8 protein-coding genes are annotated in these 12,826 nt (G+C 46.4%); 4 read left to right on the top strand and 4 right to left on the bottom strand.

Annotated features, from left to right (window positions below):
* Positions 1 to 135 precede the first annotated feature (135 nt).
* Positions 136 to 1,002 carry an AraC family transcriptional regulator gene (locus MHO32_RS09590; RefSeq protein WP_239211428.1) on the top strand — a complete coding sequence of 289 codons (867 nt, stop codon included), beginning with the start codon at positions 136 to 138 and terminating at the stop codon, positions 1,000 to 1,002.
* Between the two features lie 706 nt (positions 1,003 to 1,708).
* Here MHO32_RS09590 and MHO32_RS09585 read toward each other — a convergent pair.
* Positions 1,709 to 2,047, bottom strand: coding sequence for a YggL family protein (locus tag MHO32_RS09585; RefSeq protein ID WP_005453308.1), 339 nt, complete (start codon positions 2,045 to 2,047; stop codon positions 1,709 to 1,711).
* A gap of 255 nt (positions 2,048 to 2,302) precedes the next feature.
* Between MHO32_RS09585 and MHO32_RS09580 the strand changes: the two genes are divergently transcribed.
* A complete protein-coding gene (locus MHO32_RS09580) occupies positions 2,303 to 4,339 on the top strand; it encodes a PhoX family protein (protein ID WP_050937278.1) in 2,037 nt (678 codons plus the stop codon).
* 103 nt (positions 4,340 to 4,442) lie between these two features.
* Here MHO32_RS09580 and MHO32_RS09575 read toward each other — a convergent pair whose 3' ends face one another.
* Complete coding sequence (locus tag MHO32_RS09575) at positions 4,443 to 5,834, bottom strand: glycoside hydrolase family 1 protein (RefSeq protein WP_017188530.1); 1,392 nt, start codon at positions 5,832 to 5,834, stop codon at positions 4,443 to 4,445.
* A 146-nt stretch (positions 5,835 to 5,980) separates the two neighbouring features.
* Positions 5,981 to 8,041: a sensor histidine kinase gene (locus tag MHO32_RS09570; protein WP_239211426.1), complete on the bottom strand. Its 2,061-nt coding sequence runs from the start codon at positions 8,039 to 8,041 to the stop codon at positions 5,981 to 5,983.
* 178 nt (positions 8,042 to 8,219) lie between these two features.
* Between MHO32_RS09570 and MHO32_RS09565 the strand changes: the two genes are divergently transcribed.
* Positions 8,220 to 9,569 (top strand): sigma-54-dependent transcriptional regulator, encoded by a 1,350-nt coding sequence (locus tag MHO32_RS09565; RefSeq protein WP_239211415.1) that lies wholly within the window; start codon positions 8,220 to 8,222, stop codon positions 9,567 to 9,569.
* Positions 9,570 to 9,617: 48 nt separating this feature from the next.
* Here MHO32_RS09565 and brnQ read toward each other — a convergent pair whose 3' ends face one another.
* Positions 9,618 to 10,928: a branched-chain amino acid transport system II carrier protein gene (brnQ, locus tag MHO32_RS09560; RefSeq protein WP_239211413.1), complete on the bottom strand. Its 1,311-nt coding sequence runs from the start codon at positions 10,926 to 10,928 to the stop codon at positions 9,618 to 9,620.
* Between the two features lie 836 nt (positions 10,929 to 11,764).
* Between brnQ and MHO32_RS09555 the strand changes: the two genes are divergently transcribed.
* The gene (locus MHO32_RS09555) at positions 11,765 to 12,775 is read left to right on the top strand and encodes a TAXI family TRAP transporter solute-binding subunit (protein WP_005374185.1); all 1,011 of its coding nucleotides are present in this window, start codon (positions 11,765 to 11,767) and stop codon (positions 12,773 to 12,775) included.
* The last annotated feature ends 51 nt before the right edge of the window (positions 12,776 to 12,826 follow it).

The raw sequence follows: 12,826 nt of genomic DNA, 5'->3' as shown, positions 1-12,826 counted from the left end.
CAAGGATAAGGAGCGTGATGGAGCTAAGTTGATAGTATACCGCTCAATATCAATACTATTGAGGCGTAGTAAAGAATGTGTCGGTAATACTGATATTATTTGCGCGTATAACAATACTATCTTGTGGAGTGACAAATGGCGCACATCGAAAAAGTACCGCAGAGACCTGGCTTTTCTTGGCGCTATCGTCGTATTGATGAGCTTAAAAAGGAGTATGACTTCCATTTTCATGATGATGTGTACGAGTTGGTCATTCATCGACACTTTTCTGGAACTCTGCACATTGGTCATCACGAGTTGGAAGTGACCCACAATCAAATGTTATTGATTGCGCCGGGTGTTCCTCATTCTATTCATTCCACGTTGGTAGAAAATAACTGTGAAACCCATGTAATTTGGTTTAAGCGTGAGTGGATTGCCAATCTGATGTTTTATTGCACGGAACTGCGCAAACTCGATCCGTTGCTCAAGGCAGCAAATAAAGGAGTAGTGTTCTCTGAGCGAACTGCTCAACAAGTTGTGGGGCTTCTTCATGAGTTGATGAAAGTACCTGCGATGGAGCAACTAGCTCGCTTTATTCATGTACTTTCGTTACTTGCGCATGATGAAGCAGCCAAAACACTGATGACACATTCTTATCTCTCGATGAGCGAACATGAGCAACAAGAAAGAGAGCGTGTTGCTAAGGTGAGCGCGTATCTAGAACAACACTTCGCTCGCAAGATAACACTTGCCGATCTCGCTAATGATTTATCGCTGAGTGAAAGTGCGGTGACTCGTCTGTTTAAAAAGCACTTTAAAGAACCCTTTAGCCAACGCTTGATGAAACTGCGTATTAACCATGCCGCCGACTTGCTGCAATCAACTGAGTTGCCCATTGGCATTGTGTTTGAGCGAGTAGGGTATCGCAATCAAGCTTTGTTTAATCGCCATTTTAAAACCTACAAGGGGCTGACTCCGCGAGACTACCGACAACATTACCAGCAGCGAATCCAACCTTAGCTTGAGCACATGCGTGGTATCGTTATGCGCAGCTGGTATATTAATTGCTAGGCTATTCGAGAATCATTATTAAGATTCAATGACAGATGGAATAGGGAACTTGATTGCCATTAATCTGTCATATTCAGTGGATAGGTTAACCCTTGCCATACGATAAAACACAGTCGAACTGTTCAAAAATTGACTGCAACATGGCGTGTTTTGTCATTATGTTGTGAAATCAATCACGGTTAATTTATTCGTTCCCCGATAGATTGGAGGGGAAAACAACCTTAGACAATAAGCTCATGATGAGCGCTACCTATATAGATGAGGGAGATTGCTATGAAAAAGATGAGAAAAGCACAGTTGCATCGTGTACGTATCCAATACTGGAAAGACACAAAAACTGACGCTAGCAAAAAAGCATAGTTAACCACACTCGTGACACTGAGCTGGCAATGGACGGATAACCTTCCATAAAATGCCAGCTCTAAAATTATCTAAAACTGCCATTATTTCTCGCTCACCACATTTTCCAGATATCTACGTAATCCCAAATACCAAGATACTCCCAAAGACTAACGGTTCCAAGCCATCAAAGCGGTTCGCGCTTCCGGTTCTCAGTACTTCAGAAATTCACGGCTTCTAAACGCAAAAAAGCCAGTCCGAGGACCAGCTTTCTCATTACTTGCTCAACTCTGTTTATTACAGAGTGACTCTGCAATTACAGGTAGTTTGCGTCAACCAGTTCGCCCGCTTTCGCGCTGCTTACTTCTGGGCGAGCTTCTAGCCAAGCGACAACTTGTGCTTTTTGCTCTTCTGTCGCGCTGCCGTAGCGCTCAGTTGAACATAGGAAACCTTCAAACAGTTCTAGACCGCCGCCGCCGAAGCACAGATCTAGACCATCAATGTAGTCGATAAACTCATCTACGAATGCATCGTAACGGTCGAAGTCGTTGATGTCTGTTTCACAGCTGATTTCAAAACCTAGGATTGCGAATTCACCTAGGAATAGCTTTTTACGCAGACGACGATTTTTGTTATCGATTTTATCTAGTTTCATGATTATCTCTCGTGGATGATTTGAGTACACCTTATACCCCCAAATCTGGCTTAGCCCAAGCAAAATCGGGAGTACATAGAATAGATGTGTGTTTTATAACATTTTCTAAACACAAAGTTCATAAAGATAGACTAGTTCTGTCACTTTTCTCTTCCAAACTTCCTCTCGCTCAATGACAACGCTCTGAATCCTGCATCTTGAAGTCACTTGGGTATACAAACCTATAATTCAACCTAACACTGGGAAAGCAACACCATGAGTAAGGAAACCTTCGACGCGACGCGTTACAACCAGAGTAATAACAAGCCTTTTGAAGAAGTACTGGAAGCGAGCCTATCTCGACGCAGTATCCTGAAAGGTGGTTTGGGGGTCGGTGCAATGACCGCTTTTGGTGCATTTGGTCTCTCTGGGTGCAACTCCTCTAGCTCGGGCACTTCGGCGGGGAATGGCTCTGGCGTTTCAAGTGCAGTCCTCAATTTTGATTCGATTCCTGGCTCACTGACAGATGCTGTTTCGATTCCGCAAGGTTACGTCGCACAAGTGTTGGTGCCTTGGGGGACGCCTTTAAATGCACAAGGTAATGCTTGGAAAGACGATGGCAGCAACACGAGTGCCGATCAGCTTAATGCGCTTGGTATGCACCATGACGGCATGCATTTCTTCTCACTAAACGACAGTGACACCGATGGATTACTGTGTATTAACCATGAATACATTGATACCTCAGCATTGCACCCAAGTGGTCCTACTGTTGTGGGTGGTGTGCGCACTATCGTCGATGAAGTACGTAAAGAAATTAACGCCCACGGTGTCTCTGTGGTTCGCGTTCAACTTGAAGACAACATGTGGAAACTGGTTGATACCGATCCACTAAACCGCCGTTATACTGGTGCGACAGTGATGGATCTCTCGGGACCAGTGGCAAATACAGACCTGACTGTTACTCGCTTTTCGCAAGATGGTAGCCAAGCACGTGGCACATTAAACAACTGCGGTAATGGTTTTACGCCTTGGGGCACTTACCTTACGTGTGAAGAAAACTGGCCGGGCTATTTCGTTAATGCTGGTGTTCGTACTGAAGAACAAGATCGTATTGGTGTTGATGATGAGCGAACTCGTTATCTTTGGGAAACGTTGGCTGGTAATGCTGAAGAGCGTTTGGATGAGTTTACACGATTTAACGTTGAACCAACCGGAGCAAGCGCATTGGACGATTACCGTAACGAAGCGAATGGTCATGGTTACATTGTTGAAATCGACCCATACACGCAAAACTCGCGTGCGAAGAAGCGTACTGCACTAGGTCGTTTCCGCCATGAAGGCTGTACGTTTGGTAAACTTGAAGAAGGCAAACCTGTGGTGTTTTACTCAGGTCATGATTCTCGCTTCGAGTACTTATACAAATTTGAGTCGGCGGCAGCATGGGACCCAGCAGATGCAAATCCGACAAACCGTTTGGTCACTGGCGATAAGTACATGGATGAAGGCACACTGTATGTGGCGCGCTTTAATGAAGACAGTTCTGGTACTTGGTTACCACTGACACTAGACAGCGCGACAGTCTCTGGTGGCACATTGGCAGACAACTTTAACTCGTTGGCTGAAATTATTCTTAACACAGCAGGTGCGGCGGATCTTGTCGGTGCGACGCCAATGGACCGCCCTGAGTGGTGTACTGTTGACCCATTCACAGGCTCGGTTTATCTAACGCTGACGAATAACACCAAACGTACGGATGAGACCAACCCTGCGAACCCACGTTTGAACAACAAGTTTGGTCACGTAATCCGTTGGGATGAAGGGGAAGCGGCGACAGACTTTACTTGGGATATCTTCGTGTTTGGAGCTCCTGCTAACGGCGATGCGGACACTAACCGTTCCAGCCTGACAGAACTGAATCAATTTGCGAGCCCAGATGGATTGGCGTTTGATCCTCGTGGCATCCTGTGGATTCAAACGGATAACGGCGCAGATGAAGTGACGTCTTACACCAATGACCAAATGCTTGCTGTTGTACCTTCAAAACTGACGGATGAAAACGGTACGCAAGAGGTGATTGGTGCAGAAAACCAAGCTGAGCTGAAGCGTTTCTTTGTTGGCCCTAACGGCTGTGAAGTGACGGGCTTTACCATTAGCCCAGATTACAAGTCCTTGTTCGTGAACATTCAGCATCCGGGTAACTGGCCTTACAGCGACAATGCTGCGGAAGAAACACCTGCGGGTATGAAACTGCGCCCACGTGCCGCAACGGTGGTTATTCGCCGTGAAGACGGTGGTGAAATTGGCGTTTAGTCATGTGACTGAACTGAAATCGGGAATAAGAAAAGCCCTGCGTTTGCAGGGCTTTGCTGTTTCATATCTAAATAAACATGCACTTTGTATCTAGATAATAAGCTTAGTTTTTCAGTGAGCCGCCCGCAGTGCGAATCACATCTTGATACCAGAAGAAGCTCTTCTTACGTTTACGTTCTAATGTACCTTGACCATCGTTGTGGCGATCAACGTAGATGTAACCGTAACGTTTGCTCATTTCAGCGGTTGAGTTCGCGACCAAATCGATGGGTCCCCAACTGGTGAAGCCCATCAGCTCAACGCCATCCAGAATCGCTTCATGTGCTTGTACAAGATGGTCGTTCAAGTAAGCGATGCGGTAATCATCTTGAATCTCACCGTTTTCATCGATTTCATCACGTGCACCTAATCCGTTTTCTACGACGAACAGTGGCTTTTGGTAGCGATCGTGAAGGAAGTTCAGCAAAACGCGCAGGCCTTTTGGATCGATCAACCAACCCCATTGGCTCTTCTCAAGGTATGGGTTTGGTACGCTATCGACGATGTTACCCACTTCTTTTTGTTTCGGATCCGCACTTGCACAGCCACTTGCGTAGTAGCTGAATGAGATGAAATCGACACTTGCTGATGCGATCTCTTCTAAATCGCCTGCTTCCATCTGAATTTCAATGCCATTTTCACGGAAGTAACGCTTCATGTAGCCAGGGTATTGACCACGTGTTTGTACATCACCGAAGAACAACCACTTGTTGTTTTCATGCATTGCAGCAAGCACGTCATCAGGATTACAGGTATATGGGTAGTTGATTGCGCCAAGCAGCATGTTACCTATCTTGCCGTTTGGTACGATTTGCTGACACAGTTTTACCGCTTTTGCGTTTGCGACTAGCTGGTGGTGAATCGCTTGGTAAATCTCTTGTTCACTGGCGTCTTCTTGCAAACCAACACCAGTAAATGGTGCGTGCAGTGACATGTTGATTTCGTTGAATGTTAACCACAGCTTCACTTTGTCTTTGTAGCGTTCCAGCACGGTGCTAGCATAACGTTCGAAGAATTCGATGACGCGGCGATCACCCCAACCGCCATAATTTTCAACCAGTGCGTAAGGCATTTCGTAGTGAGATAAGGTCACGAAAGGTTGGATGTCGTGCTTCGCCAGTTCATCAAAAATTTTATCATAGAACGCTAAACCTTCTTCGTTAGGTTCTAGCTCGTCACCGTTCGGGAAGATGCGGCTCCATGCCAAAGACAGACGCAGACAGTTAAAGCCCATCTCTTTAAATAGCGCAATGTCTTCTGGGTAGCGATTGTAGAAGTCGATCGCCACGTCTTTGATACCCGGCGTACGTTCTTCACGGGTTTGATGCGGACTCAAAATACCGTTTGGCAGCATGTCTGATGTCGATAACCCTTTACCCCCAAGGTTGTACGACCCTTCTACTTGGTTTGCAGCAATAGCACCGCCCCAAAGAAAATGTTCAGGAAACTTAATCATGTTTCTCACTCTTTATCGTTTTGAAGTGTATGTTTTCTGTGTTCGAGAATAGTGTAGGTCAAGGAGGGATTCTTGTATCGAGATCGTGTTTTTCTCAAACGACGGGGATGCCTAGTTCTAACGGTGGTTTTGTAATCGATACAAAATCACGCTGACTTGAACAATAAAGTGAAAATCAGCCCATTTTGTTCATTTTTATTCACGATAATTTGCCCGTTCATATCGCGCATATTATTGGCGGTGATCGCTAATCCCAGCCCTAATCCCTTACCAATTTTCTTTGAGGTTTGGAATGGTTCGAACATGGATTCAAGCATTTTATCCGAGACGCCGCAGCCATTATCACTTACCGTGAGCTCTACTTGATTGTCGGCTGGGGTGACGATCAAACTCAGCTGTGGATTGGCGGTTTGGTCCATTGCATCCAATGCATTCGACACAAGGTTGCCAAGGACCTGCAGAAGCCGTTGTTCTTCACCCATGATGTTAGGTAAGTCATGAGGAACGCGCACACGTACGTCCACGTTCTCTAATTGGGATTGGTACACCCGCAAAGTATCTTCGAGTGCAGAGGTGAGAGAAATTGCCTGTAAGCTTTCTGGTTTGTTGTAGGCGAACGTCTTTAGCTGACTGGTCATGCTTGCCATGCGATCAATCAGCTTCTGTACCAAAACATTGTTGGCTTTCATCATCTCCGTTTCGCCACGTTCCGCTAGCAGCTCGTTTGTAGTGAGCAGGGTTCGCAAGCCTGTTAGTGGCTGATTGAGCTCATGAGTGATCGCGCTCGACATGCGACCCAAAGCGACCATTTTGCTCGATTCAATCAACTGGCTTTGAGCTTCTTTTAGCGCTTGAGTACGCTCTTCTACCCGCTGCGCCAGCTCTTGGTTTACTTGTTGCAGCGATTGCTCAGCTTTTTTCCGCTTAGTGATGTCGATGATTGTTGCAAGGAAATACTGCTCACCATGCCAAGGGAAACTGGTCAGCGAGAACAGGACAGGGAAGATGCTACCGTCACTGCGTCTGGCAATGGTTTCAACCGTGCTGATCTCTGCGAGCTCTTTATGTTTAGGCAAGTCCTTTAGTAACTTAAGTGTGGTGGAATTGGGATTACCTGCGTCGAATAATTCCCAAGCAAAAGCGTGTCGATTGACGCTTTCTGGCAAACAGAACAAGCGCTTTGCCATTGGGTTGAGATCGAACAGTTGCCCTTGTTCATCAATCAATAGCAAACCTACGTGGGTCTTATTGATCATCTGTTTCAAGCGGCGTTGGGACTCTTCCAACAGGGCTTGAATTCGCTGTTGGTTGATGTGCTTTTGGCGACGTTGTAGACCAATGATGACGAGTAATACAACCAATAAGAGCAGCGCCGCTACGCTCCAACCAATCACGTTTATGGTTTGTTGAATCGGCTTAGAAGGGGTGAGGTAGCTGACGTACCAATTCAAATCATCCAATTTAACGGTGTGCGCAAAGTAGCGTTGTTGGTTGAGCGTCCACACACTGATATTGGTGTTGTCGTATAAGCGTTGCGTTTCTAACTGAACGGTGTTGCTCGGTTCGTTAAACCAGTCAGCATTATAAAGCGAGCTACTCGATAGGAAAAAGCGTTGTTGGCGATTTTGCAACGTAATGATGTCTTGGCTAGTAATGGTCTGTTCGGTCAACAGGCTGAGGTTGATTTGCACCACCACAATGCCTGCGATATCCAGACCGTCGTAGATAGGGGCTGCAAGATAATACAACGGGCTCGAACCTTTGGTTTTGTTCACCAAGGAAACACCGCCGCCTTGATTGTGAATTTGTTCCACAATGGCTTTCCGGTCAGACAGGCTAAAGCGCTCTTCGATCAAACTCGATACCAATACTTCGCCAGAGTTAGACAGGATTAACCACCCTTCTGTATTGGCAGCTTTATCGAGTTGAGTCAGCTGGGTTTGCAACGGTTCGTAATAAGTTCGGTTTCCTTTCACAAACGCGATGGTTTCTGGATTGTTGGTAACAAGGTAAGGCAGATGGTAGAAGCGTTTAAGTGCACGGCGAACTTCACCAATATAGTCGAGCAGCTTTTGCTGAGCTTCGGTTTGAGTTTGCACACTTAACCATTGACGGGCGACCTCTCTACTGGCGCTATAGCAAGACAACATCAGCACTGCCGCAATTGCGACCACAAGCCATGTTTTGCCATTCCTTTTGCGCTGCATACTGACTCCATTCAGCTAGTGCGTTCTCACCGAGAGTCATTAAAGAGTGCGCCTAACTGGTTGGATGTTAAAGACTTGTAATCAAGAAGTGAGATCTAGCTCCTTTTCTCCTCAGTGGTTTTTGCTACCGTTAACAAAGAGCGATTTCTTTCCCACCCCATAAAGCAGGCAGTAACTGATGGCTTTTGACGACATCCCTAAAATTGCACTTATCGAAGACGATGACATTGTTCGTCAGGCTACCAGTCAGTGGTTGCAACTCGCGGGGTTCGACGTGACCGCGTTTAGTTTGGGGGAGGAGGGCAAAGCCGCCATTCTTAGCCAAGAATTTGATGCGATTGTCAGTGATGTTCGCCTGCCGGACACCGACGGCTTGTCGATACTAGAAAGCCTGATTGCCAATCACATTCCAACGCCGGTTATCTTGATCACCGGACATGGTGATGTCGATATGGCAGTAGGGGCGTTGCAAAACGGTGCGTTCGATTTTATCGAGAAACCTTTCCAACCTGAGCGCCTATCCCAGCGAGTGACCGATGCGGTCGAGAGTTATCGCGCACAAACTTCTACTCAAGATCGCCAAGAGTATCTGTCTAGCGTTAGCGGCTTAGAAGAAGTGTTGATTGGGCGAAGCCGAGTGATGCAACAGCTTAGAGAACAAGTTGCCAAGTTAGCACGCATTGATACTAACGTGATTATTTACGGCGAAACAGGCTGTGGTAAAGAGCTGGTAGCGACCAGTTTGCACAATGAAAGCCAACGCAGAACCCATCATTTTGTGCCAATCAACTGTGGTGCAATTCCTGAGAACCTGTTTGAAAGTGAGCTGTTTGGGCACGAAGCTGGGGCATTTACTGGAGCGGGTAAAAAGCGCATTGGTAAATTGGAATACGCGGATAAAGGCACCTTATTTTTTGATGAAATCGAGAGTATGCCGCTGTCGATGCAGGTGAAAGTGTTGCGTTCATTGCAGGAACATACAGTAGAGCGCGTTGGGGGCAATCAACAGATCTCGGTTGATTTGAGAGTGATCGCCGCTGCGAAAGAAGATCTCAATGATCATGGCGAGTTTCGTCAGGATTTGTACTACCGCCTCAATGTGGCGCAGATCTATTTGCCACCACTACGTGAGCGAGAAGAAGACGCGTTGATCTTGTTCGAACACTTTGCTCTGAAAAGTAATCCAGGGAGTCGTCCGCTGAGTGAAGCCGATAGAAAAGCCATTCTTGCTTACGCTTGGCCCGGTAACGTGCGCGAGCTGAGGAATGTCGCGATGCGTTTTGCACTGGATGAAACCGTCTCCGTGATGGAAATTCTCTCCAGTCGACCATCTTCTACAACCGAAGAGACACAAGCAGGCGTTCCATTGGCGATTCAGCTACACAACTTTGAACGTAAAGTGCTGCATGACTCGCTAGTTCGACACCAAGGACGAATTACGGATGTGATGGTCGAGCTAGATTTACCGCGCCGAACCCTCAACCAAAAGATGCAGAAGTTTGGTTTAAATCGCTCTGACTATACATAGAAAAAACGGCTTCTGAGGAAGCCGTTTTTTGTTGAGGTACTTGCCAATCTAGGCTTGGTTTACCAACTCGGTGTGTTGTTGGTTTGCCTTGCGGGTAAAGACTACACCCACAACCACCATGACAATCGTCGGAACAATCCAGCTTGCAAAGTAGTGGTACAGTGGCATGTTGCTGTCTAACCATTGGTTTGTGGCTTCTGGCATGTAACCTAGGATGTGCAGCGCATCAACACAACCAAACGTTAGAGCAGTGAACGCCGTCGCGACGACCATGATTTGCGACATCTTGTTACGCACTGGTGCCATGATCATCAATGCAATCGCTACTGGATGAAGCGCCACAACGGCTGGCAATGTGATAGCCAATAGTTGCTCTAGACCTACGTTAGCGATCAAACCTGCCAATACCATGGTCGTGATCACGCAGCCTTTGTAGTTCACTTTGCTGAAAGTGTTGTCGTAAAACTCACTGCCTGCTGTGGTTACGCCGATAGCAGTAGTCAAACACGCCAATACCATCACGGCACCTAGTAATAGTGAACCAAATGCGCCGAAGTGGCTGAAGGTGAATGCCGTTAAGATGTCGCCGCCATTACTGAACTCAGAACCCAAGTATGAGCTTGTCGAACCAATGTAAGCCAATGAGATGTAGACAAATGCCATGGCAACGGCGTACATCAAAGCTGCGATCAGCGTGTATTTTGCGGTGGCTTTCGGACAATCCACACCCATGCTGCGAATCGCTCGGAAGATGATCCAACCAAAACCGATAGAACCTAGCGCGTCCATGGTCATGTAGCCTTGGGTTAAGCCTTCAGCAAATGCGCCAGATACATATGGTCCCGTTGCAGTAGTAAGCTCGCCGGCTGGATAAACCAGAGCGGTTACAGACATGATCACTAAAATAGCCATCAATGCCGGGGTTAAGATCTTGCCTAGGTTGTCGACTAATTTGCCCGGGTATAGCGCAAACAAAATGGTGATAACACAGAAAGCAATTGTGAAAGGTACCAAAGCGGCATCACCAAACATTGGTGCAAAGCTAAATTGGTAAGCCACGGTAATCGCACGTGGTATTACGAATGCAGGACCAATCACGATAAATACCATTACCCAAAAACTGGTCGCCAAAGGTTTAGGTAGGGCGGCGGTTAATTTGTCTGAACCGTTTACGATAGCGACTATCACCAGTGCCATTGCAGGCAGACCTACGCCCGTTAAGAGGAAACCAGACATCCCGCTCAGAAAGTTTTCACCTGCTTGGTAACCCAAAAATGGAGGGAAGATCAGGTTACCCGCGCCTAAGTACATGGCGAAAGTCATGAAGCCCAAAGCGGCGATATTGCGTGCGCTTAACATTGTTATTCCTCTTATGTTTCGCTTGGAAGAAACTGAAAGGAATGGGAGGAGTATGTGGTGTTCCCGTCAGCTTCTTCTCAAGCTGACAGAAAGTTTAGATATAGCCTGTCAGCTCTGAATCAGTTCCAGAGAGAGCAGGAGGATCGCAGCAGCAACGCCAGATGGGCGTTTTAAAGCGAATTGTGATTGCGCAGTTGCTGACATGAGTGATCCTTAGTGACAAAAAAGCACCAAGGAATACGTTTGCCTTGGTGTGTAGTTACCCTAACGAACATGAGGCTATTGGCACAACCCCGAAGTAGAAAATAAGTTGATACGGTCAATGTTTGTTTCTGAAGTGGTGGATCGAACTGGTTTTTAAACTCAAAATTAGAATAAATGACTTTTCATTTCATTAACATGGATTGTTTTGCTGTATTTTTGTGCTATTTGTAGTCGTTTAGGCTATAAACCTCCGCTGGTAAAGTGAGCAGTTTAGAATGATGAGCTTTTTATTCTTATTGTTAAGACGCTCATTAGTTGTAGTCCAATCCAAAATCACGTCGGCAAAATATTGCTTATCAGCCAATCGTGCATTTATTTTGTCTTGATCACATTTTATTAACCTTTTGCGATCTAGGCGTGCAACCTTCTCCTCTTGAATAAGCAAGATCTTGCTCATCGCTTTGCTATCAAATCAGCATAATTTTGCTCATTTTTGATGTCTTTCTGTGCTTATGTCAATAAATACAATGACTTAAAAGTTGGCATTTCAATTGCTCTAGAGAATTTGTTGTTAATAAAGGTTTAACATGATGTAAATCCCCAATCGTGAAACGACTACACGGAGAGTAATAATGAAAATGAATAAGCTGGTAAAAGCTTTGGCTGTCGCTGTGACTTCTTTTGGTATTGCTGCTAACGCTGCGGCAGAAGATCGTAGTTACATTCTTGCAACGGCATCGACAGGTGGTACTTACTACCCTGTGGGCGTAGCGTTGGCGACGTTAAGCAAAGTGAAATTGGCACCAAAGCACCACTTCTCCCTTTCTGCAATCAGCTCTGCGGGCTCTGGTGAAAACGTCAAACTGCTGAACGAAAACGAAGCACAGTTCGCGATTCTACAAGGTCTTTATGGTGCGTGGGCTTGGTCTGGTGAAGGTCCTTATGAGAAGAGCGGTCGCCAAGAGCAGCTGCGTTCAGTCTCTATGCTGTGGCAAAACGTTGAGCACTTTATTGTTCGCTCTGACTTAGCAAAAACTGGCACAGTGACTGACCTGAACAACCTAGATGGCAAGAAGTTCTCTATCGGTAAGAAGAACTCTGGTACTGAGAACTCGGGTCGCCAAATCATGAAAGGTCTGAAGGTCGACCCTGATAAATTCAATCTTGCTTACATGGGCTACGGCGGCAGCGCGAGCGCACTTCAAAACGGTACCATTGACGGCATGAACACGCCTGCAGGTGTACCTGTTGGTGCGGTTACTCAAGCTTTTGCTGCGTTGGGTAAAGACATTTCGATTCTTTCGTTTACCGATGAGCAGATTAAAGAGGCGAACGGTAACTACAACCTATGGACGAAGTACGAGATCCCAGCGAACACCTATCCAGGTCTAGATAAACCGATCACCACCATTGCACAGCCAAACTTCTTGGCTGTTCGTGAAGATATCTCGGAAGAAGACGTTTACCAGCTAACCAAAGCGATCTACGAGAACCTGCCGTTCCTACAAGGCATCCACAAAGCAACAAAAGCAATGGCGATTGAGAAAGCGATTGCTGGTTTGCCAGTGCCTCTTCACCCAGGCGCAGCGCGTTACTACAAAGAAATGGGCATCGAAATCCCATCAGATCTAATGGCGAAATAACGCCTACTTAGCCCCGAGTTTCGGCTCGGGGCATTTTATCCCTACCGATTT

It is taken from the genome of Vibrio sp. MMH1-50, assembly GCF_022347645.1.
Classification (GTDB): Bacteria; Pseudomonadota; Gammaproteobacteria; order Enterobacterales; family Vibrionaceae; genus Vibrio; species Vibrio harveyi.
Note: the sequence above shows the minus strand (reverse complement) of the source record. Positions and strands in the feature narration are given on the sequence as shown.

Coding starts and splice junctions, on each gene's coding strand:
- MHO32_RS09575 (WP_017188530.1), bottom strand. CDS start 5,834: ATGATTAAGTTTCCTGAACATTTTCTTTGGGGCGGTGCTATTGCTGCA.
- MHO32_RS09565 (WP_239211415.1), top strand. CDS start 8,220: ATGGCTTTTGACGACATCCCTAAAATTGCACTTATCGAAGACGATGAC.
- brnQ (WP_239211413.1), bottom strand. CDS start 10,928: ATGTTAAGCGCACGCAATATCGCCGCTTTGGGCTTCATGACTTTCGCC.
- MHO32_RS09580 (WP_050937278.1), top strand. CDS start 2,303: ATGAGTAAGGAAACCTTCGACGCGACGCGTTACAACCAGAGTAATAAC.
- MHO32_RS09570 (WP_239211426.1), bottom strand. CDS start 8,041: ATGCAGCGCAAAAGGAATGGCAAAACATGGCTTGTGGTCGCAATTGCG.
- MHO32_RS09590 (WP_239211428.1), top strand. CDS start 136: ATGGCGCACATCGAAAAAGTACCGCAGAGACCTGGCTTTTCTTGGCGC.
- MHO32_RS09585 (WP_005453308.1), bottom strand. CDS start 2,047: ATGAAACTAGATAAAATCGATAACAAAAATCGTCGTCTGCGTAAAAAG.
- MHO32_RS09555 (WP_005374185.1), top strand. CDS start 11,765: ATGAAAATGAATAAGCTGGTAAAAGCTTTGGCTGTCGCTGTGACTTCT.